General features: G+C 50.2%; 21 protein-coding genes. 14 read left to right on the forward strand and 7 right to left on the reverse strand.

Annotated features, from left to right (window positions below):
- Positions 1-6 precede the first annotated feature (6 nt).
- Positions 7-360, forward strand: a complete 354-nt coding sequence (locus N0B36_RS05480; protein WP_016152813.1) for a hypothetical protein — start codon at positions 7-9, stop codon at positions 358-360.
- A 178-nt stretch (positions 361-538) separates the two neighbouring features.
- Positions 539-1,393, forward strand: coding sequence for an aldo/keto reductase (locus tag N0B36_RS05485; RefSeq protein WP_259686163.1), 855 nt, complete (start codon positions 539-541; stop codon positions 1,391-1,393).
- A gap of 95 nt (positions 1,394-1,488) precedes the next feature.
- Here N0B36_RS05485 and N0B36_RS05490 read toward each other — a convergent pair whose 3' ends face one another.
- Positions 1,489-2,373, reverse strand: a complete 885-nt coding sequence (locus N0B36_RS05490) for a D-hexose-6-phosphate mutarotase (protein ID WP_259686164.1) — start codon at positions 2,371-2,373, stop codon at positions 1,489-1,491.
- Between the two features lie 199 nt (positions 2,374-2,572).
- A complete protein-coding gene (gapA, locus tag N0B36_RS05495) occupies positions 2,573-3,568 on the reverse strand; it encodes a glyceraldehyde-3-phosphate dehydrogenase (RefSeq protein WP_003030697.1) in 996 nt (331 codons plus the stop codon).
- A gap of 341 nt (positions 3,569-3,909) precedes the next feature.
- Here gapA and msrB point away from each other — a divergent pair, with 341 nt between their 5' ends.
- A complete protein-coding gene (gene msrB, locus N0B36_RS05500) occupies positions 3,910-4,323 on the forward strand; it encodes a peptide-methionine (R)-S-oxide reductase MsrB (protein ID WP_049282061.1) in 414 nt (137 codons plus the stop codon).
- Between the two features lie 42 nt (positions 4,324-4,365).
- Positions 4,366-4,641, forward strand: a complete 276-nt coding sequence (locus N0B36_RS05505) for a YeaC family protein (RefSeq protein ID WP_047498910.1) — start codon at positions 4,366-4,368, stop codon at positions 4,639-4,641.
- Positions 4,642-4,685: 44 nt separating this feature from the next.
- Here N0B36_RS05505 and yajD read toward each other — a convergent pair whose 3' ends face one another.
- Both yajD and N0B36_RS05515 read right to left on the reverse strand, forming a co-directional pair.
- Positions 4,686-5,030 (reverse strand): HNH nuclease YajD, encoded by a 345-nt coding sequence (gene yajD, locus N0B36_RS05510; protein WP_003832478.1) that lies wholly within the window; start codon positions 5,028-5,030, stop codon positions 4,686-4,688.
- 93 nt (positions 5,031-5,123) lie between these two features.
- Complete coding sequence (locus N0B36_RS05515) at positions 5,124-6,377, reverse strand: glycoside hydrolase family 18 protein (protein WP_259686165.1); 1,254 nt, start codon at positions 6,375-6,377, stop codon at positions 5,124-5,126.
- A gap of 294 nt (positions 6,378-6,671) precedes the next feature.
- Between N0B36_RS05515 and N0B36_RS05520 the strand changes: the two genes are divergently transcribed.
- From N0B36_RS05520 to N0B36_RS05555, 8 genes are all read left to right on the forward strand, one after another.
- Positions 6,672-7,748, forward strand: a complete 1,077-nt coding sequence (locus N0B36_RS05520; protein WP_049041622.1) for a zinc-binding dehydrogenase — start codon at positions 6,672-6,674, stop codon at positions 7,746-7,748.
- A 27-nt stretch (positions 7,749-7,775) separates the two neighbouring features.
- Positions 7,776-9,155, forward strand: coding sequence for an MFS transporter (locus N0B36_RS05525; protein ID WP_047498907.1), 1,380 nt, complete (start codon positions 7,776-7,778; stop codon positions 9,153-9,155).
- Between the two features lie 17 nt (positions 9,156-9,172).
- A complete protein-coding gene (locus tag N0B36_RS05530; RefSeq protein ID WP_259686166.1) occupies positions 9,173-10,216 on the forward strand; it encodes an NAD(P)-dependent alcohol dehydrogenase in 1,044 nt (347 codons plus the stop codon).
- A gap of 24 nt (positions 10,217-10,240) precedes the next feature.
- A complete protein-coding gene (locus N0B36_RS05535) occupies positions 10,241-11,077 on the forward strand; it encodes a ketose-bisphosphate aldolase (protein WP_016152822.1) in 837 nt (278 codons plus the stop codon).
- 4 nt (positions 11,078-11,081) lie between these two features.
- Entirely contained in the window at positions 11,082-12,029 is a 948-nt protein-coding gene (locus tag N0B36_RS05540) for a carbohydrate kinase family protein (protein ID WP_047358601.1), read from the forward strand.
- A gap of 9 nt (positions 12,030-12,038) precedes the next feature.
- The gene (locus N0B36_RS05545; RefSeq protein ID WP_016152824.1) at positions 12,039-13,022 is read left to right on the forward strand and encodes an aldo/keto reductase; all 984 of its coding nucleotides are present in this window, start codon (positions 12,039-12,041) and stop codon (positions 13,020-13,022) included.
- A gap of 136 nt (positions 13,023-13,158) precedes the next feature.
- Positions 13,159-13,917, forward strand: coding sequence for a DeoR/GlpR family DNA-binding transcription regulator (locus tag N0B36_RS05550; protein ID WP_016152825.1), 759 nt, complete (start codon positions 13,159-13,161; stop codon positions 13,915-13,917).
- A 140-nt stretch (positions 13,918-14,057) separates the two neighbouring features.
- Positions 14,058-15,416, forward strand: coding sequence for an MFS transporter (locus N0B36_RS05555; RefSeq protein ID WP_047498903.1), 1,359 nt, complete (start codon positions 14,058-14,060; stop codon positions 15,414-15,416).
- 37 nt (positions 15,417-15,453) lie between these two features.
- On the opposite strand, the gene pncA is transcribed toward N0B36_RS05555, so the two are convergent.
- Genes pncA through sppA form a run of 3 tightly spaced genes read right to left on the reverse strand, consistent with a single transcriptional unit; the run spans position 15,454 to position 19,035 of the window.
- Positions 15,454-16,092, reverse strand: a complete 639-nt coding sequence (gene pncA, locus N0B36_RS05560; RefSeq protein WP_409065452.1) for a bifunctional nicotinamidase/pyrazinamidase — start codon at positions 16,090-16,092, stop codon at positions 15,454-15,456.
- Positions 16,093-16,106: 14 nt separating this feature from the next.
- Positions 16,107-17,123, reverse strand: a complete 1,017-nt coding sequence (ansA, locus tag N0B36_RS05565) for an asparaginase (RefSeq protein ID WP_016156311.1) — start codon at positions 17,121-17,123, stop codon at positions 16,107-16,109.
- A gap of 55 nt (positions 17,124-17,178) precedes the next feature.
- Positions 17,179-19,035, reverse strand: coding sequence for a signal peptide peptidase SppA (gene sppA / locus N0B36_RS05570; protein WP_016156312.1), 1,857 nt, complete (start codon positions 19,033-19,035; stop codon positions 17,179-17,181).
- 175 nt (positions 19,036-19,210) lie between these two features.
- On the opposite strand from sppA, the gene N0B36_RS05575 reads away from it, so the two are divergent.
- Both N0B36_RS05575 and selD read left to right on the forward strand, forming a co-directional pair.
- Entirely contained in the window at positions 19,211-19,762 is a 552-nt protein-coding gene (locus N0B36_RS05575; protein ID WP_016152830.1) for an NAD(P)H nitroreductase, read from the forward strand.
- A 116-nt stretch (positions 19,763-19,878) separates the two neighbouring features.
- Positions 19,879-20,922 (forward strand): selenide, water dikinase SelD, encoded by a 1,044-nt coding sequence (gene selD, locus N0B36_RS05580; RefSeq protein WP_103766207.1) that lies wholly within the window; start codon positions 19,879-19,881, stop codon positions 20,920-20,922.
- Position 20,923 lies beyond the last annotated feature (1 nt).

Consider the following 20,923-nt stretch of genomic DNA (forward strand, 5'->3'; position numbering starts at 1 on the left):
TAACTTATGAAGAAATTAATAATTATCGCTGTACTGGTCGCAACATCTGCTGCTGCACCAGCCTATGCCATCAGCGAGGCTTACCGTCAGCAGTTACAGCATGAACATAAAACGATGGTCAGCGATGCTAATGCTCCGGTGCACGCCAGTAAAATCACACCCGTGCATGTGAATAAACTGGGCGTAGACTTTAAACGTGGCGCTGATGGTATTGCTTATATTAATGGCAAAGCTGCGGCAAATGATGAGAACAATGCAGACGCTCAGTCTTATAGCGCGGGCTTGATTTCCGTCATTGTCTATAAAAACGGGAAAATTAACGCGATGAAAGAGGGGAAATATTTAGGTCGCTTAAAATAACCGCAGTGCAGTTAAGATTTTCTGTCATTCGACCCGGGAGCATTGTTTGTTCCCGGGTTTTTTATTGCCGCTGCCATAGCGGTCAACTTCCAATCTTAGAAGATGCAATTTGTGCACCCTAACAGGACACATGCCAGTTGTTTTGCTTTACTGTGGTGCATTAACACAGGAGGGTGCGATGACAGCGAAACAGGTGATGTTTACAAAGCAGGTATCGCTGCCTGCTATTGGGCAGGGAACATGGTACATGGGCGAGGATCCTGGCCAACGTCGGGAAGAGGTTTCAGCGCTGCGGGCTGGTCTGGATCTCGGTCTGCGGTTGATCGATACCGCCGAAATGTATGCAGATGGTGCAGCGGAAGAGGTAGTGGGTGAAGCATTAATCGGGCGTCGTGATAGCGCTTTTTTAGTCTCGAAAGTATACCCCTGGAATGCCGGTGGTCAGAAAGCCATTGCCGCCTGTGAAGCGAGCCTGCGTCGACTAAAAACCGATTATCTGGATCTCTATTTGCTCCACTGGACGGGCAGTTTTTCATTTGCTGAGACCGTTGATGCCATGGAAGCACTCATTGCGCAGGGGAAAATCCGCCGCTGGGGCGTCTCTAATCTCGATTACGATGACATGCAGGCGTTATGGCAAGTCACAGGTGGGCGGGAATGTGCCACTAACCAGGTGCTTTATCATTTAGCATCGCGCGGTATTGAATATGATTTACTGCCGTGGTGCCAGCAGCAGCAGATGCCGGTCATGGCTTACAGTCCGTTGGCTCAGGCGGGGCGATTGCGCGGTGACTTGCTTTCTCACTCTGTGGTGAACGACATCGCGCACGCGCACAATGTTAGTGCTGCGCAGATTTTGCTGGCATGGGTGATTCGTCTGCCGGGCGTGATGGCGATTCCAAAAGCGGCAAGCGTAGCGCATGTCGAACAAAATGCCGCCGCGCTGGAGATAACGCTCTCTGTTGATGAGCTGAAGCAGTTAGATAAGGCATATCCAGCGCCAAAGGGTAAAACGGCGCTGGATATGGCCTGATTTACCGAATGGCGATGCTCACGCTTCTTATCCGGCCTACGCAATGTTTGGTAGGCCGGATAAGGCGCAAGCTCCGTCAGGCTACAGACACAATTTTAGCGTTTAGCAACGCGGATAGTTTGTGCCAGGCGTGATGGTTTTTCTTCGCGGGTTTTCTGCGGCGCGGTCGCGTAAGCCGTCTCTACGCAAACAAACGTTTTATAGCCGTCATCCGGCATGTCGCCCATGCTAATGGACAGCGCCGGACCCGGGTTCCAGCCCACGACATTCAGATGGTGGTGATGGACGACGTCGATATTGCGGTTGAGCGCATCATCATGGATAACGCTGCACGCTTGCGGATTCAGATAGACACGATCGGTGCGGTCCGGGAAGGTCTGGATACCATCAGCCAGCACATCTTCTTTAGCATCATTCACTTTGTCGATCAGGCGATCGCCAAGTCCACTGACTTTTACTGCCGCAATGTCACCGACGTTGAAATAGGTATGCAGCGCAGATGTGGTTTCAAATTCACCGTGGGCTTCCAGTTCCATTTCACAGGTGGCACCTACTTTGAAACGGGCCAGCAGGCAGAACTCGTGCGGCCATAGCTGACGCGTTTCAGCGTTGCTTTGCAATTCAAACGTCAGCACCACACCATTGTCGTCTTCATTGTGCGCTTTCAGCGTCCATGGCAGGTTGCGGGCAAAACCATGAGAAGGCAGGCCCTGCTGAGCAGCCGGACCAAACCACGGCCAGCAAATTGGTACGCCGCCACGCAGCGCTACGCCGGTTTTAAACGGGGTATTGTTACTTAACCACAGGACTTCCTCTTCGCCGTTGGGTTTCCAGGAAAGAAGATGTGCGCCCTGCAGTGCGAAAGATGCTTTAACCTGTGGATGATCGACCACAAGAATCTCAAGTTCATCAAGCTGGCGGCGGGAGAGGACCGGGGTAATTTGTTCGATTACCGGAAGTGCAAAAATTTTATTAATCATTACGCAATCCTTTTTTTTACCCTAAATAATTCGAGTTGCAGGACGGCGGCAAGTGAACGATCCCGATGAGCTTACAGAAGTAAGTGATTCGGGTGAGAGAGCATTGCCAACACACCGGTAACTTGAAGTATGACGGGTATCTTCAGGCAAAAAAAAGAGCGACCTGAGTCGCTCTTACAGATTACTGTTTCATCTCAACTTATTTGGAGATGTGAGCAATCAGGTCCAGAACTTTGTTGGAGTAGCCGGTTTCGTTGTCGTACCAGGATACCAGTTTCACGAAGTTGTCGTTCAGTGCGATACCAGCTTTAGCATCGAACACGGAAGTGCAAACTTCACCGTTGAAATCGGTAGATACTACGTCGTCTTCGGTGTAACCCAGAACGCCTTTCATCGGGCCTTCGGAAGCAGCTTTGATTGCTTTCTTAATTTCTTCGTAAGAAGCAGCTTTTTCCAGACGAACGGTCAGGTCAACAACAGATACGTTCGGGGTAGGAACGCGGAACGCCATACCAGTCAGTTTGCCGTTCAGTTCTGGCAGTACTTTACCTACAGCTTTAGCAGCACCGGTAGAGGACGGGATGATGTTCTGGGATGCGCCACGGCCGCCGCGCCAGTCTTTGTGAGACGGGCCATCAACGGTTTTCTGAGTAGCGGTGGTCGCGTGAACAGTAGTCATCAGACCTTCGATGATGCCGAAGTTGTCGTTGATAACTTTAGCCAGCGGAGCCAGGCAGTTAGTGGTGCAGGAAGCGTTAGAAACGATGTCCTGACCTTCGTATTTGTCAAAGTTAGCGCCTTTAACAAACATCGGAGTGTTATCTTTGGACGGACCAGTCAGAACCACTTTTTTCGCGCCAGCAGTGATGTGCTTACGAGCGGTTTCATCTGTCAGGAACAGGCCAGTAGCTTCAGCTACTACGTCAACACCAACTTCGTCCCATTTCAGGTTAGCCGGATCACGTTCAGCGGTAACACGGATTTTTTTACCGTTCACGATCAGATGACCGTCTTTCACTTCAACGGTACCGTTGAAACGGCCGTGAGTGGAGTCATATTTCAGCATGTAAGCCATGTAGTCAGCGTCTAACAGGTCGTTGATTGCAACGATCTCGATGTCAGAGCGTTCTTGAGCAGCACGGAAAACAATGCGACCGATACGGCCAAAACCGTTGATACCTACTTTGATAGTCATATATTCCACCAGCTATTTGTTAGTGAATAAAAGGTTGCCTGTAAAATTACAAAAACCTTACGCAGCGTCAAGCGGAATCGTGTCAATCATTGCGACAAATCAATCTGCTGCTTAAGCTTTGCGCAACTGACTCGCCTCACTCTTCCTTTGGGCTTGAAACCACATGGGGTCGGCGGCCCGAATTTTAAAGGGCAATCAAGATAAAAACGTGATTGTGATCACGAATTGCAGGCTGCCATTTCGCACGGATCAAGTTTAGAACAAAAGTTCGCACTCTGGTGTTAATGTTTTGTTAGAATCTGTCTCGCGATGTGAGTTTAGATAAAGCGAGATGTGAGCAAATGGCTAATCAACCTTCTCCAGAAGAACTAAAAAAAAATTTAACCGAAATGCAGTTCTACGTGACGCAGAATCACGGGACAGAACCACCATTTACCGGGCGTTTGCTGCACAACAAGCGTGACGGCATCTACCACTGTTTGGTCTGCGACAAACCGCTATTTCGTTCCGAGACAAAATATGATTCTGGCTGCGGCTGGCCCAGCTTTTACGAGCCTGTCAGCGCAGAGTCTATCCGTTACATTAAAGATACTTCACACGGTATGCAGCGCATTGAAATCCGCTGTGGTAACTGTGATGCGCATCTGGGGCACGTTTTCCCGGATGGTCCGCAACCTACCGGTGAACGTTACTGCGTTAACTCAGCCTCTTTGAACTTCACCGATGGTGAAAACGGTGAGCAGACCAAAGGCTGAAGAAACGATTCAGCAAATTATTCTACGGAGAGTGGATTTAACATGAATCTTGATGAGATGATCAACAGCATGACGCCGGAAGTTTATCAGCGCTTATCAACTGCCGTTGAACTCGGAAAATGGCCGGATGGCGTGGCGCTAACTGTAGAACAAAAAGAGAACTGCTTACAACTGGTGATGCTGTGGCAGGCGCGAAACAATATTGACGCGCAGCATATGACGATTGATACCAACGGTGAGATGGTGATGAAGAGTAAGCAGCAGTTGAAAGTGGAGTTTGGTATTACGCCCGAACCCATTGCGACGTTTAAATCCTGATTACTCAGGCCCGGCAAACATCTATGTCGGGCCCGCAGTTGAAGTTATTTCTTGTTCATCATCGCCTTCAGATCGGCGAACGGATTATATTTTGCTTCGCCCACCGCTTTCTGTGCATCTTCGCCTGCAACCACCGTTGAACCATACTGGTCCGCTTCCGTATATTTGGAATGTTCGTGATCGTGGCAGTACAGGCACAACATTTCCCAGTTGCTACCATCTTCCGGGTTATTGGAGTGATCGTGATCGATATGGTGTACCGTCAATTCGCGCAAATTTGAATACACGAACTCACGGGAACAACGTCCGCAGACCCAGGGGAAGAGTTTAAGCGCCTTTTCCCGGTAACCGACTTCCAGACGGGCGTAATTTTTAGGGATAAAAGCCATAAAGCTCATGCCTCCAGTAGAAAATGAAAAGCTGCGCCAAAAGCTGGCGCAGCAGAATGCGATAATCATAACCTATTGTGTCAGGCGTTGGGATCAGTGTTTGATGCCTAACGAATCGGCTAACTGCTTCGCCAACTGGTTTTGGTCATCTGCACCGTATTCCCAGAACATGGCGCCTCCCAGCCCCTTGCTCTTGATGTAGTCAGCCTTGATCGCTACCGAGCGCGGGTTTTCATAAGAGAGGGCAAAGAGAGCTTTTCCCTCCACAGACTGCACTGACAGCCACGGTGCTTTTGCTTCATCATCCCAATGCTGGCTAAAGCGCTTCTGCGGATCGTGGATCAATTTCGCCACGATATCGTTGTACTTCACATAGGTATCTTTGCTCAGATCGACGCCCAGTGATTTGAACAATTCAACTTGCGCGGGCCCGAAATAGGGTTGGGTAACAGGATTTTTCTGTGCGTCAGGTTTGCTCCAGTCAATGCCTGGCTCAACAGCGCGTTTCGGTACGCGACCATAAAAACCAATGCCCAGGTTCATCTGACTCGCTTTTAGACCGGCAGCAAGATAGTTGTTGACCACAAAATCAGCGCTGTACTTATCCGCCGCGGCGACTGTCGGCCATTGTGTCGAATCGTACAGGTTCGAGTTGAAATACTGCGTACCGTAAGCCATGTCATAGGTCATCAGGTTTATGTAGTCGAGCGATGGCGCAATGGCTTTCACATCCACCCAGCTTTTCGGGCTTTCCGCATTTGCACCCACGGCGATAGTCAGTAGTTTTTTATGCCCCAATGCGGCGCGGAGCTCTTTTAACAGTGCGGTAAAGTTAGCTCGGTCGGCTGGTTGACTTTCGACCAGTCCCCAGGCGCCGTTGACCGGGTATTCCCAGTCGAGGTCGATGCCATCAAGGCCATATTTCGCAATTATCTCCTGAGCAGACTGAATAAACACCGCGCGCGATTCTTTCGTTGCTGCCGCGCCGGAGAATCCACGAGCCCCCCAACCACCGACGGAAAGCAATACTTTCAGGTTCGGATTCTGTTTACGCAGCTGTGGAATTTTCAGTAAATCATCCTGCACTTTCGGTGAAAGCCAAATCTGATGCAGCTTGCCGGCGTCTTTTAAGGCGTCATTGGTCTCGTCTTTTTCGTTGTTGTAGACAAGGCCAAACGAATAGTTGAGATGGGTTATCTGACGAACATCCAGTTTATTGATGTCACCACCAGGACCGGCAGTGACGTCGCCGCCACCATTGAAGTAGCCAACTGACATCAGTGAACTGGCGGAAACAACGCTGGCGCAAAGCAGGGGTAATGCTGCCAACAAAGGCAATAGTTTCATCGGTGTTCCTCTTTGACATTTAAACAAGCAAACACGCCACGGAAATGGCGTGGCGAAAAAAACAGCACATGCAGGTTAACAGTTTCATAACAGGAAAAATGCGAAGGTGTTCACGTCATTTTAACCAAGCGGCTGCTGTGTCTTTGGCTTTCAATTCATCTTGGCACTTATTTGTGATCTAAGTTGTGAAATGCAGATCATAATCTGTGTTTTAAAGATTTTGTGTTGACCTCAAAAATTATATGGATAAGTATGATGCCAGGTGATGCAAAACTAAACACAAAGGAAAATTCAATGAAAGCACTGGCAAGATTTGGCAAGAGCTTTGGCGGCTACAAGATGATTGATGTCCCGGAACCGATATGCGGCCCGGAAGACGTAGTGATTGAAATCAAGGCGGCAGCTATCTGCGGCGCGGACATGAAACACTACAATGTCGACAGTGGGTCCGACCAGTTCAATTCGATTCGTGGTCACGAATTTGCCGGCCAAATTGTGCAGGTTGGCGATAAGGTTAAGGACTGGAAAGTCGGTCAGCGAGTGGTTTCTGACAACAGCGGGCACGTCTGCGGCGTTTGTCCGTCTTGCGAACAAGGTGATTTTCTTTGTTGTACAGAAAAGGTGAATTTAGGTCTGGATAACAATACCTGGGGAGGTGGGTTTTCGAAATACTGTCTGGTCCCTGGGGAGATCCTCAAAATTCACCGTCATGCGCTGTGGGAAATCCCAACAGGCGTTGATTATGAAGAGGCGGCTGTACTCGATCCCATCTGCAATGCCTACAAATCTATCGCCCAGCAATCCAAATTTCTTCCGGGTCAGGATGTGGTGGTTTTTGGTACCGGCCCGCTGGGACTTTTTTCGGTACAAATGGCGCGCATTATGGGGGCCGTTAATATCGTGATGGTCGGGCTGGAAGACGATGTCGCGGTACGTTTCCCGATAGCCAAAGAAATGGGGGCCACGGCTGTCGTCAACGGTTCAACCGAAGATGTGGTCGCACGTTGTCAGGAGATCTGCGGGAAAGACAATCTGGGACTGGTCATCGAATGTTCTGGTGCCAATATTGCCCTGAAACAATCTATCGAAATGCTGCGTCCTAACGGTGAAGTCGTCCGCGTGGGGATGGGCTTCAAACCTCTCGATTTTTCTATTAACGACATCACTGCGTGGAATAAAAGCATCATTGGTCATATGGCCTACGATTCCACTTCCTGGCGCAATGCTATTCGCCTGCTCGCTAGCGGTGCGATAAAAGTCAAACCGATGATCACTCACCGTATCGGCTTATCGCAATGGCGAGAAGGTTTTGACGCGATGGTCGATAAGACCGCGATTAAGGTCATCATGACCTACGACTTTGATGAATAACCCCATTTATTAAAGGAAGGTTCCCGGATGGAACAGATAGCAAAACCGCACTGCGGCGCGAGGTTGGACAGGCTGCCTGACTGTCGCTGGCATACGTCTATGTTTGCCATGGTTGCCTTCGGATTACTGGTTTGCTGGAGTAATGCCGTCGGCGGATTAATTCTCGCGCAATTAAAAGAACTTGGCTGGACTGATAATTCCACCACCGCCACATTCTCTGCCATTACGACGGCTGGAATGTTTCTCGGTGCGCTTGGTGGGGGAATTATTGGCGATAAGATCGGGCGTAAAAATGCATTTATTCTGTATGAAGCGATTCATATTATTTCTATGATCGTTGGTGCGTTTTCACCCAATATGACCTTCCTGATCGCCTGTCGTTTTGTGATGGGAGTTGGATTAGGCGCGCTGCTGGTCACCTTATTTGCCGGGTTTACCGAATATATGCCTGGCAGAAATCGTGGCACCTGGTCGAGTCGGGTCTCGTTTATCGGCAACTGGTCTTATCCGCTCTGTTCACTGATCGCGATGGGGCTGACGCCACTTATCAGCGCGGAATGGAACTGGCGCGTACAGCTGTTGATTCCTGCGGTGCTGTCGCTCATAGCAACTGTTATTGCCTGGCGCAGTTTCCCTGAGTCGCCTCGCTGGCTGGAGTCTCGCGGGCGCTACCAGGAAGCCGAAAAGGTGATGCGGGCAATTGAAGAAGGTGTTATTCGACAGACCGGTAAGCCTCTTCCGCCAGTCGTGATAAAGGATGATGGTAAACAACCTCGTTCTGTACCGTACTCCGCTTTATTAACAGGTGTATTGCTGAAGCGGGTTATTTTGGGTTCTTTTGTTCTGATTGCCATGAACGTCGTTCAGTACACCTTAATTAACTGGCTACCGACAATATTTATGACCCAGGGTATTAATCTGAAAGACTCCATTGTCTTAAATACCATGAGCATGTTCGGTGCGCCATTTGGGATTTTTATCGCCATGCTGGTAATGGATAAAATTCCGAGAAAAACAATGGGGGTGGGGTTATTAGTGTTAATTGCTGTGCTGGGTTATATCTATTCGCTGCAAACCAGTATGCTGCTAATTACATTAATAGGTTTTTTCCTGATTACTTTTGTTTATATGTATGTTTGTTATGCCTCCGCTGTATACGTTCCGGAAATATGGCCGACCGAAGCGAAACTTCGCGGTTCGGGACTGGCCAACGCTGTCGGGCGTGTCAGTGGTATCGCCGCACCTTATGCAGTCGCAGTATTACTTAATGGTTACGGCGTGACAGGGGTGTTTGTACTGCTAGGTGCGGTCTCCATTATTGTCGCCATTGCCATTGCTACCATCGGAATTGAAACCAAAGGCGTCTCTGTCGAAAGTCTCGGGATTGATGCAGTTACCAGCAAATAATATTGACGGGAAATAAAATGAAAAACTCGAAAGCGATATTAAAAACGCCGGGCACGATGAAAATTATCGCCGCCGATATTCCGGTGCCCAATGAGCATGAAGTGCTGATCAAAGTTGAATACGTTGGGATTTGCGGTTCAGATGTTCACGGTTTTGAATCAGGTCCTTTTATTCCGCCGAAAGATCCTAATCAGGAAATTGGTTTGGGGCATGAATGCGCCGGTACGGTGGTGGCGGTAGGGAACCGTGTAACCAAATTTAAACCGGGTGATCGGGTGAATATTGAACCCGGTGTACCGTGCGGTCACTGCCGCTACTGCCTGGAAGGGAAATACAATATCTGCCCGGACGTCGATTTTATGGCTACGCAGCCCAACTACCGCGGCGCGCTAACCCACTATCTGTGTCATCTGGAGAGTTTCACTTACAAATTGCCCGATAACATGGACACCCTGGAAGGTGCGCTGGTGGAGCCAGCGGCGGTGGGTATGCATGCTGCAATGCTGGCAGACGTTAAACCGGGTAAGAAAATCGTCATTCTTGGGGCGGGGTGTATTGGTTTAATGACTTTGCAGGCGTGTAAATGTTTGGGCGCAACCGAGATCGCGGTGGTTGATGTGCTGGAAAAACGTCTGGCGATGGCTGAACAACTCGGGGCGACAACCGTTATAAACGGTGCAAAAGAGGACACCATTGTCCGCTGCCAGCAGTTCTCTGGCGATATGGGCGCGGACATTGTTTTCGAAACTGCCGGTTCAGCCATAACCGTTAAGCAGGCGCCGTATCTGGTGATGCGCGGCGGGAAAATCATGATCGTTGGTACAGTACCTGGTGATTCCGCAATTAATTTCCTCAAAATTAACCGTGAAGTGTCTATTCAGACCGTTTTCCGTTACGCCAACCGCTATCCGGTTACTATTGAAGCCATATCCTCCGGACGGTTCGATGTGAAATCGATGGTGACGCATATTTACGATTATGCAGATGTTCAGCGCGCGTTTGATGAATCCGTTAATAACAAAAGCGAAATTATTAAAGGCGTAATTAAAGTAAATCATTAATTTATCGGAAAGGGAGACATAACTATGCTGGCAGATATTAAATATTGGGAAAATGATGCCCAAAATAAACATTATGCGATTGCTCACTTTAACGTGTGGAATGCGGAAATGCTAATGGGGGTGATTGATGCGGCGGAAGAATCGAAATCGCCGGTGATTATCTCTTTCGGTACTGGTTTTGTGGGTAATACCTCGTTCGAAGATTTTTCGCACATGATGGTTTCAATGGCTAAAAAGGCCTCGGTTCCAGTTATTACCCACTGGGATCACGGACGTAGCATGGAGATTATCCATAACGCCTGGACTCATGGTATGAATTCGCTGATGCGTGATGCCTCTGCCTTTGATTTCGAAGAGAATATTCGTCTGACAAAAGAGGCCGTGGATTTTTTCCATCCGCTGGGTGTGCCGGTCGAAGCTGAGCTGGGCCATGTGGGCAATGAAACGGTGTACGAAGAAGCGCTCGCGGGTTATCACTATACCGATCCGAACCAGGCGGCGGAATTTGTCGAGCGTACCGGCTGCGATTCTCTGGCGGTGGCGATTGGTAACCAGCACGGCGTCTATACCTCAGAGCCGAAACTGAATTTCGACGTGGTTAAACGCGTGCGGGAAGCCGTATCCGTGCCACTGGTGTTGCATGGTGCGTCGGGTATCAGCGATGCGGATATCAAAAAAGCCATTTCATTAGGTATCTCTAAAATCAACATTCATACCGAACTGTGCCAGGCTGCCATGGTGGCAGTGCAGGAGAACCAGAATCAGCCCTTCCTGCACGTTGAACGTGAAGTTCGCAAAGCGGTAAAAGAGCGCGCGCTGGAGAAAATTAAATTGTTTGGTTCTGACGGTAAAGCGGAATGACAACATGGATAATATCGAGGTTATTTGTATAGGGGCAGCTATTGTTGATATTCCCTTACAGCCGGTGAGTAAAAATATTTTTGATGTTGATTCTTATCCGTTAGAAAGAATAGCGATGACAACCGGCGGCGACGCAATTAATGAAGCGACTATTATTTCTCGTCTCGGTCATCGTACAGCGTTAATGAGCCGGGTAGGTGCTGATGCAGCAGGTCATTTTATTCTCGACCACTGTCGTCGGGAGAATATAGATATTCAGAGCCTGAAGCAGGATGCCGCAATTGATACATCTATTAACGTGGGATTAGTCACCGCCGATGGCGAGCGTACTTTCGTGACTAACCGTAACGGCAGCCTGTGGAAGCTGAATATCAGCGATGTTGATTTTGACCGCTTCTCTCAAGCAAAGCTGCTGTCGCTGGCGAGTATTTTTAATAGCCCGTTACTGGATAGCGATGCACTGACGGCAATTTTCGCTCAGGCGAAAGCGCATCGGTTAATTATCTGTGCGGATATGATCAAACCGCGGCTTAATGAAACACTGAAAGATATTCGACAGGCATTGAGCTACGTGGATTATCTGTTTCCTAATTTTGAGGAGGCCAAACTGCTCACCGGGAAAGAGACGCTGGATGACATTGCCGACAGTTTCCTGAACTGCGGCGTGAAAACAGTCGTGATTAAGACCGGCAAGAGAGGCTGCTTTATCAAACGTGTCGATATGAAAATCGAGGTTCCAGCCGTTTCGGGAATTACCGCCATCGACACTATCGGCGCGGGAGACAATTTTGCCTCGGGATTTATTTCCGCGCTGCTTGAAGGCAAAACACTGCGTGAGTGCGCGCTGTTTGCTAATGCAACGGCAGCCATATCGGTTTTGAGCGTAGGGGCCACGACGGGTGTGAAGAACAGAAAGCTGGTTGAACAACTTCTCGATGAATATGAAGGATAATAGCGGCAGATGAAAATGATTCCTTTAGGCAGTACGGATATTACGCTTTCCCGCATGGGATTAGGCACATGGGCGATTGGCGGCGGTCCGGCGTGGAACGGCGATCTCGATCTGCAGGTCTGTATTGATACCATTGTTGAGGCGCATCGCTGCGGTATTAATTTGATTGATACCGCGCCAGGTTACAACTTCGGCAATAGTGAAGTGATTGTCGGGCAGGCGCTGAAAAAACTGCCGCGTAACGATATCGTTGTTGAAACCAAATGCGGCATCGTCTGGGAGCGAACAGGAAGTTTGTTTAACAAAGTGGGCGACCGGCAGTTGTATAAAAATCTCACACCCGAGTCGATTCGCGAAGAGGTGGATGCCAGTTTGCAAAGACTGGGTATTGAGAGCATTGATATCTACATGACCCACTGGCAGTCGGTCGAACCCTGTTTTACGCCGATTGCGGAAACCGTCGATACACTAAACGCACTCAAGAAAGAGGGGAAAATTCGTTCTATCGGTGCGGCTAACGTCGATGCGGAACATATCAGGGAGTATCTCAAACACGGTGAGCTGGATATCATCCAGGCCAAGTACAGCATCCTTGACCGGGCACTGGAAGCTGAACTGCTGCCGTTATGTCAGCAGCATGGCATCGTGGTGCAGGTATATTCACCGCTTGAGCAGGGTCTACTGACCGGAACTATTGATCGCGATTATGTCCCTGGCGGGGCGCGGGCCAACAAAGTCTGGTTCCAACGAGACAATATGCTACGGGTGATTGACATGCTTGAGCAATGGCGGCCGTTGTGCGAAAAATACCGCTGCACAATCCCCGCGCTGGCACTGGCGTGGATTTTAAAGCAAAGCGATTTAATCACCTTGCTGAGCGGCGCAACCGCACCTGAACAGGTCCGTGATAATGTTCAGGCGTTAACGATTCCCCTGACCGATGATGATTCTTTATTGATGAGGCGAATGGCTGAGGCGTTGGATACAAAATAAGCCAAATGGGGTTCACCTCTGTTTCTGCGTAAAATAGCACTAAAATCTGTGATTCAGACATGTTATTTTGAAAATAAACATGGCCTGTGAGATACTTGGGTCTTATTATTACTTTGCAGCAAACAGAGGTGTCATCGTGGCGGCAAAAGACAGGATTCAGGCCATTAAGCAAATGGTGGTGAATGATAAGAAAGTAGCGGTATCTAATTTAAGTTCGATCTTTCAGGTGACTGAAGAAACGATTCGCCGCGATCTGGAAAAACTGGAAGATGAAGGGTTTTTGACCCGAACATATGGCGGTGCTGTACTCAATACAACCGCGTTGTCCGACAATATCCATTTTTATAAGCGTGCAAAATCTTTTTTTGAAGAAAAGCAGATCATTGCCCGTAATGCATTACCGTTCATTAAAAATAAGACCACCATGGCTGCCGACGCCAGCAGTACCGCGATGGAATTATTGAAACTGTTGAAGGAAAGAAACGATCTGACGCTACTGACCAACTCGGCTGAAGCTTTTCATGAACTTGCACAGTCAGAAATTAACGTTGTTTCTACTGGCGGTGAATTAAATAAGAATACGCTGTCGCTTCAGGGAAGGATCACCAAGGAGATTATCAGCCGCTATCATGTTGATATCCTGGTAATGAGCTGCAAAGGTCTGGATATGCAGAGCGGAGCGCTTGACTCTAACGAAGCGGAAGCGGAAATCAAAAAGACGATGATCCGCCAGGCGACCGAGGTGGCTCTGTTGGTTGATCATTCGAAGTTCGATCGTAAAGCGTTCGTCCAGCTCGTGGACTTTAGCCATATTAATTACCTAATAACCAATAAGGCACCGGGTGCAGAGTGGATTGCATTTTGCAAAGAAAATAATATTCAACTCGTATATTAATTTTAACGTAGGTCGTATCGATATTATTTTAGTTTGCACCTGGAAAATGCCAGAAGAATCTAATGATGATGGATGGCGCGGTGAGATTTTTTCTGCCGCGATCGCCATACTTTCTATTTAGCTTAATTTGAGGCATCCAGATGGAACAATGTGACCCTATCGGTGCAAGATTAGATCGCTTACCTTTATCTCGATTTCATTTTCGTATTTTCGGCATTATCAGTTTTAGTTTATTAGTCACCGGTTTTCTCAGCTATTCCGGGAATGTGGTGTTGGCAAAATTAGTCAGTACCGGTTGGTCAAATAATTACCTCAACGCCGCGTTTACCTCGGCTCTGATGTTTGGCTATTTTATTGGCTCACTAACCGGTGGCTTTATTGGTGATTATCTTGGTCGACGCAAAGCGTTCCGCTTCAATTTGCTGATCGTCGGGGTCTCTGCCTGTGCGGCAACGTTTGTGCCTAACATGTATTGGCTTATCTTTTTCCGCTTCCTAATGGGGAGCGGAATGGGAGCGCTGATTATGGTGGGCTATGCCTCATTTACTGAATTTATTCCGCCCGGGGTGCGTGGGAAGTGGTCTGCTCGCCTGTCGTTTGTCGGCAACTGGTCGCCGATGCTTTCAGCGGCGATTGGCGTTGTGATTATCGCCTTTCTAAGCTGGCGGATGATGTTTTTACTCGGTGGCATGGCGATGCTCTTAGCATGGTATCTGTCGGGAAAGTATTATATTGAATCTCCTCGTTGGCTGGCTGGCAAAGGAAAGAGAAACGAAGCTGAAAAACATCTTCTACAGGTGGAACTGCAAATTCAGAAAGAAAAAAACATCACTTTACCTCCCTGCCATAGCGATTGCCTGACTGCGGATATAAGCACGGAAAGTGATTCATTTTGGCTCTTGTTCAAAGGGCCGATGTTGCGTTGTACGCTGGTGGCAATCACCGTGCTTATCGCGATGAATATTTCGCTCTATACCATTACGGTATGGATCCCGACGATTTTTGTTAATTCGGGAATCGATGTGACGAAATCTATTTTTATGACCGCGATAATTATGATTGGCGCACCCGTTGGGATATTTATTGCCACACTGATTATTGATCGTTTTCCACGTCGATTGTTTGGTTCATTCTTGTTGGTTATTATCGCGCTGCTCGGATATTTCTATTCGATTCAAACCGAAGAGTGGGCTATTTTGAGCTACGGGCTGGTGATGATCTTTTTTTTGTATATGTACGTGTGCTTTGCCTCTGCGGTATATGTCCCCGAACTGTGGCCCACACACCTTAGATTGCGGGGATCGGGCTTTGTGAATGCCGTGGGAAGAATTGTCGCAGTATTTACGCCCTATGGCGTCGCTATCTTGTTGACCCGCTACGGCTCGATTACGGTCTTTATCGTGCTAGGCATAATGCTGGTGCTGTGCGCGCTGATTCTTTTTTGCTTTGGCATCGAAACACGCAAAGTTTCGCTGGAAGAGATTTCGACACTGGCTTGAGATAACGTGCCGACAGGGGGGATCCTGTCGACATCAATTAGCGATGGGTTTCCAGCCAGTCATTAAGCGTATACAGCGTTGCGCCCGCTGCGGCCATTTCCATAAACGCCTCTGCACTGTCCTGGGGTTGAATATTGACGCCACGGCAGCCGTCGGTAATAACGCTGACGGTATAACCAAGATCGAGCGCATCCAGAACGGTGAATTTAACGCAATAGTCGCTAGCCAGACCCATGATAATAAGCTCAGCAATACGGTGTTCGAGCAGCCAGGCGTTCAGCGCGGTTGCCTGACGACGACCGTTATCAAAAAACGCACTGTAACTGTCGACCAGCGGGTTCTCGCCCTTGGTGAAGGTTTTCGCTATTGCACGCTGGTTCAGCAGCGGATGCAGGGCCGCCCCTTCGCTGTTTTGCACGCAATGATCGGGCCAGAACGTTTGCGCCAGACCATCCAGTTGTCCCTGACTGTAGGGGGCGACCTGATGCTGGCTGGCAAAACTACCGTGATTAGCCGGATGCCAGTCCAGACTGGCAACAACCGTGTCGCCGCGTAGGGCGCACCAGTCAATCAGACGGTTGGCAATCTCGATTGTGCTGTCGCCTTGCGGAACAGCGAGAGCGCCGCCGGCACAAAAGTCATTTTGTAAATCGACCAACAGTAAGGCTCGGGCCATGGGCATAGACTCCTTTATTCGTCCGGGGTGAGCTCGCCGCGCAGATTTTGCGTCATAGCTTCACGAATGCTCTGCACATCCAGTCCCTGACTGAGTAAATAGTGCAATTTGGTGAGCGTGGCTTCGACGGTCATATCCGCGCCGCCAATCACGCCAGCGTGGGCGAGGGCATTACCCGTCGCATAGCCACCCATGTTTACCTTGCCGGACATACACTGGGTCAGGTTCACCACAACAATGCCACGTGAGCTCGCATCTTCAAGTTCTTGCAGAAACTCTTTATTTTGCGGTGCATTGCCCACGCCGTAGGAGCGCAAAATTAACGCTTTTACCGGCTGGCGCAGGAAGTTACGCACCACATCAGCGGAGATACCTGGGTAAATGGTGACTACGCCAATCGGTTGTGGAGTAATAGGATGAACAATCAGTTCACCTGCGCCGTGCGGTGCTGGCGGTGTTCCCAGTCGACGGATGTGGATCCCGGCTTCCAGTAGCGGCGCAAGGTTGGGTGAGGCAAAGGCGTCAAAGCCATCGGCGTGCGCTTTAGTGGTACGGTTGCCGCGAAACAGTCGATTGTTGAAAAACAGGGTTACTTCATTGATCGGGTAATTTGCCGCAACGTACAGCGCATTGAGCAGGTTGATTTGCCCGTCTGAACGTAGCTCTGCCAGCGGAATTTGTGACCCTGTCACGATTACCGGTTTACCCAGGTTCTCCAACATAAAAGAGAGCGCTGAAGCCGTAAACGCCATGGTGTCGGTGCCGTGCAGAATGACAAAACCATCGTAATCGTCGTAGTGCGCTTTAATGTCTTCCGCAATATGCTGCCAGTCTTCCGGCGTCATGTCGGAGGAATCCATCAACGGGACGTATTCGTGGATGGTGAAGTCTGGCATCTCCGGGCGGTGGAATTCAGGCATCAATGCCAGTTGACGCTGGAGATGACCAGAAACAGGAATATAACCCTGTTCTGAGCGCTGCATACCAATGGTACCGCCGGTATAGGCAACGTAAATCGATTTCTTTTGCATGACTTTTCTTCTGTCTCAATGAAAACCCCTCTTCATCCCGAAGAGGGGGCAATTGTTAGCGAACGTTGGCGCAGGTCAGGCAAAACGCATATCGGTTTTGCGGATCGTTAAACGCGGCCAGCTTATCGCTTTCCGCTTTAACTGCACTGGCCGCAGAAGCAAGCGGCGCCGGGAGCATGGCCTGAATAGCTTCGGGCAGCATGGCGCGAACGGAGCCTGACATGCTGTCCATTACCATATCGACGAATGTCGGTTCATCCTGATAATACGCAATGTGCCACTGTTTCAGCTTGGCAAGCTCAGCCGCTTTCGCGATGGCGTCGTCAAAATCACCGAGGCTGTCTACCAGTCCGTTGGCTTTCGCATCCTGACCGGTCCAGACGTGGCCCTGCGCGATTTTGTCAATCTGCTCAGGGGTTGTCTTACGTGCATCCGCGACCAGCGTGATAAAGCGCTTATAGCCATTTTCGATGCTCAATTGCATCATTTGCTGCACTTCAGGCGGTAACGCTTTGGTGATGGAGATATCCGCCAGCGGGGAAGTGGCCACGCCATCGGTATGTACACCAATGGAATCCAGGCTGTTTTCTACGGTGTTGATCACACCAAAGATCCCGATTGAACCGGTTAACGTGCTGGGGTTTGCCACAATGTAACTGGCTGGGGTGGAGATCCAGTAGCCACCGGAGGCCGCCATGCCGCCCATAGACACGACAACCGGTTTACCCGCCGCTTTTGCCGCAGCCAGCTCAGCACGAATGACTTCCGAGGCGCTGACGCTGCCGCCAGGACTGTTCACGCGCAGAACAATAGCTTTCACTTTCGGATCGAGACGCGCTTCGCGGATTTGTGCGGCAGTGGTGTCGCCCCCCACATTTCCTGGGGTTTCTTCACCGTCCATAATCGCGCCGTTTGCGAAGATAACGCCAATGCTGTCTCCGGTATCCGCCGGCGTTTTCAGCGAATAATCGTAATAGCTGACGGCGCGATAGTTTTTATCCGCTTTGCTCCAGCCAAACTGTTTGGTCAGCATTTTTTCGACTTCGGCGCTGGAGGCGAGTGCATCCACCAGTTTGTTGTCGAGCGCATATTTCGCCGTATCTCCATCGACCTTCGTCAAACCGTCCAGCATCGCCTGTGCGCCAGGGAACACCTGCTGAGCTGGGATCTGGCGGTTGGCGGCGACCGTGTCGAGATAGTTCTGCCACAACTCGCCGATCCAGCGACTGTCGGCTTCACGCGCGGCAGGAGACATATCATCGCGGATAAACGGTTCTACGGCAGACTTATAGGTCCCGACGCGGAACACGTGCGTGGAAACTTTCAGCTTATCGAGCAGGGACTTGTAGTACAGACCGTTGGTGGCAAAGCCGTGCAGATCAACGGAACCCTGCGGAGAGAGGTAAATTTTGTTAGCAAAACTGGCGAGGTAATACTGCCCCTGGCTGAAGTTATCGCCCACGGCAAAGACCGGTTTACCGCTGTCGCGGAATTCCCGCAGTGCTTTGCCGATATACTGCATGGAAGGCTGGTCTGCCCCGGCAAAATTTTTCAGATCCATCACGATGCCGGTGATGTTGCGATCATCTTTTGCCTGGCGAATAGTATTCACGATATCGAACAGGGAGTTTTCCTGCAGACGATCGGAACTGGCGCCAAACAGCTGACGGCCAATAACGCTTAAACGACTGGTGCTCGAAGGCTTATCGACAATCACCCCGGAGATATCCAGCAGCAACGCGCCTCGCTCAGCGTGTTCGCTGGTGTTGCTGCTGCTGACCTGCATCCAGATGCCCACGCCAACCAGCACCAAAAAGATGAAGAACAGGTTAAGCACAAATTCACGGACGAAATTGAGTAATCGCCATGTCCATTTAAAAAATCCGGCAATAAATCGCCACAGGGTTCGCATGTATTCTCCCTACCAATTAACAACACGCCACCCCGAAATCCCGGAGAAAGGCGATAAGATGAGGCTATCGTAATGACCCGACAGGCACTTGTCAGCAGGAATCACCGCCTGTGCTGTAACAAAATCCGCTCACGTGTTAATTTTGTGAACAAATTTCATTGTTGGAGTTAAGCAAATGGATGCACTCGAATTACTTATGACCCGTCGTAGCGCCTCTCGTCTCGTCGAACCGGCCCCGGCAGGAGAGCAACTGCAAAATATTCTGCGTGCGGGAATGCGCGCGCCGGACCACAAAACGCTGCAACCGTGGCAATTCTTTGTCATTGAGGGCGAAGGGCGTGAACGCTTTGCCGCCGTGCTTGAAAAAGGGGCTATTGCATCTGGCAGCGATGAGAAGGCCCAGGAAAAAGCGCGCAGCGCGCCGTTTCGCGCGCCGCTGATTATTACCGTGGTGGCGAAATGTGAAGCAAACGACAAGGTTCCGCTATGGGAACAGGAAATGTCTGCCGGTTGTGCGGTGATGGCCATGCAGATGGCAGCCATTGCCCAAGGCTTTGGCGGTATCTGGCGCAGTGGCGCATTAACCGAAAGTGAGGTCGTCCGCGAAGCGTTTGACTGTCGCCCACAGGATAAAATCGTCGGTTTTCTCTATCTGGGCACACCACAGTTGAAAGCTTCCACGACGATTACCCTTGCCGATCCGAGCGCATTCGTCCGTTATTTCTGATATCAACGGCAAAACTGTCTGGATTATGAGCAAAGGCACCCGAATTCAGACAGTCACTCTTACCACATCATGGAATGAGCGCTACCATATCCGGATTGCAATGACAGGAGATGTCCATGAGCGAGCAAGCTATTCGTTTAACGCAATACAGCCACGGAGCCGGTTGCGGTTGTAAAATTTCCCCGAAAGTGCTGGAAACCATCCTGCACAGCGAGCAGGCGAAGTTTGTTGATCCAAACTTACTGGTGGGTAATGAAACCCGCGACGACGCGGCTGTATACGATCTGGGGAACGGCACCAGCGTAATCAGCACCACCGATTTCTTTATGCCGATTGTCGATAATCCGTTTGATTTTGGCCGCATCGCCGCCACCAACGCCATCAGCGATATTTTCGCCATGGGCGGCAAACCGATTATGGCAATTGCTATCCTGGGCTGGCCGCTTGATAAGCTGGCGCCGGAAATCGCCCGCGAAGTAACCGAAGGCGGACGCTTTGCCTGCCGTCAGGCGGGTATCGCGCTGGCGGGGGGGCACTCTATCGATGCCCCTGAGCCTATCTTTGGTCTTGCGGTAACCGGCGTTGTTCCAACCGAACGCGTGAAGAAAAACAGCACCGCCGAGGCGGGATGCAAGCTGTTTTTGACCAAGCCTCTGGGTATTGGTGTCCTGACCACCGCAGAGAAAAAATCGCTGCTGAAGGACGAGCACAAAGGGCTGGCGACGGAAGTAATGTGCCGGATGAACATTGCCGGGGCGGCATTTGCCGATATCGACGGCGTGAAAGCCATGACCGACGTTACCGGTTTTGGGCTGCTGGGGCATCTGAGCGAGATGTGTCAGGGGGCCGGCGTTCAGGCGCAGATCGTCTACCAGGCTATTCCTAAGCTGCCAGGTGTTGAAGAATACATCGCGCAGGGCGCGGTGCCGGGCGGTACCCAGCGTAACTTTGCCAGCTACGGACACCTGATGGGTGAAATGCCGCAGTCGGTTCGCGATCTGCTCTGCGATCCGCAAACTTCCGGTGGTCTGCTGTTAGCGGTAACGCCGGAAGCTGAAGCCGAAGTTAAAGCGTCAGCGGCGCAGTTTGGCATCGACCTCACCGCGATTGGTGAGTTAGTGGAAGCTCGTGGCGGTCGCGCCATGGTTGAGATCCGTTAAC

It is taken from the genome of Citrobacter sp. XY323 (genome assembly GCF_025106035.1).
GTDB classification, from domain to species: Bacteria; Pseudomonadota; Gammaproteobacteria; order Enterobacterales; family Enterobacteriaceae; genus Citrobacter; species Citrobacter braakii.

Coding starts and splice junctions, on each gene's coding strand:
- N0B36_RS05480 (WP_016152813.1), top strand. CDS start 7: ATGAAGAAATTAATAATTATCGCTGTACTGGTCGCAACATCTGCTGCT.
- N0B36_RS05485 (WP_259686163.1), top strand. CDS start 539: ATGACAGCGAAACAGGTGATGTTTACAAAGCAGGTATCGCTGCCTGCT.
- N0B36_RS05490 (WP_259686164.1), bottom strand. CDS start 2,373: ATGATTAATAAAATTTTTGCACTTCCGGTAATCGAACAAATTACCCCG.
- gapA (WP_003030697.1), bottom strand. CDS start 3,568: ATGACTATCAAAGTAGGTATCAACGGTTTTGGCCGTATCGGTCGCATT.
- msrB (WP_049282061.1), top strand. CDS start 3,910: ATGGCTAATCAACCTTCTCCAGAAGAACTAAAAAAAAATTTAACCGAA.
- N0B36_RS05505 (WP_047498910.1), top strand. CDS start 4,366: ATGAATCTTGATGAGATGATCAACAGCATGACGCCGGAAGTTTATCAG.
- yajD (WP_003832478.1), bottom strand. CDS start 5,030: ATGGCTTTTATCCCTAAAAATTACGCCCGTCTGGAAGTCGGTTACCGG.
- N0B36_RS05515 (WP_259686165.1), bottom strand. CDS start 6,377: ATGAAACTATTGCCTTTGTTGGCAGCATTACCCCTGCTTTGCGCCAGC.
- N0B36_RS05520 (WP_049041622.1), top strand. CDS start 6,672: ATGAAAGCACTGGCAAGATTTGGCAAGAGCTTTGGCGGCTACAAGATG.
- N0B36_RS05525 (WP_047498907.1), top strand. CDS start 7,776: ATGGAACAGATAGCAAAACCGCACTGCGGCGCGAGGTTGGACAGGCTG.
- N0B36_RS05530 (WP_259686166.1), top strand. CDS start 9,173: ATGAAAAACTCGAAAGCGATATTAAAAACGCCGGGCACGATGAAAATT.
- N0B36_RS05535 (WP_016152822.1), top strand. CDS start 10,241: ATGCTGGCAGATATTAAATATTGGGAAAATGATGCCCAAAATAAACAT.
- N0B36_RS05540 (WP_047358601.1), top strand. CDS start 11,082: ATGGATAATATCGAGGTTATTTGTATAGGGGCAGCTATTGTTGATATT.
- N0B36_RS05545 (WP_016152824.1), top strand. CDS start 12,039: ATGAAAATGATTCCTTTAGGCAGTACGGATATTACGCTTTCCCGCATG.
- N0B36_RS05555 (WP_047498903.1), top strand. CDS start 14,058: ATGGAACAATGTGACCCTATCGGTGCAAGATTAGATCGCTTACCTTTA.
- pncA (WP_409065452.1), bottom strand. CDS start 16,092: ATGGCCCGAGCCTTACTGTTGGTCGATTTACAAAATGACTTTTGTGCC.
- ansA (WP_016156311.1), bottom strand. CDS start 17,123: ATGCAAAAGAAATCGATTTACGTTGCCTATACCGGCGGTACCATTGGT.
- sppA (WP_016156312.1), bottom strand. CDS start 19,035: ATGCGAACCCTGTGGCGATTTATTGCCGGATTTTTTAAATGGACATGG.
- N0B36_RS05575 (WP_016152830.1), top strand. CDS start 19,211: ATGGATGCACTCGAATTACTTATGACCCGTCGTAGCGCCTCTCGTCTC.
- selD (WP_103766207.1), top strand. CDS start 19,879: ATGAGCGAGCAAGCTATTCGTTTAACGCAATACAGCCACGGAGCCGGT.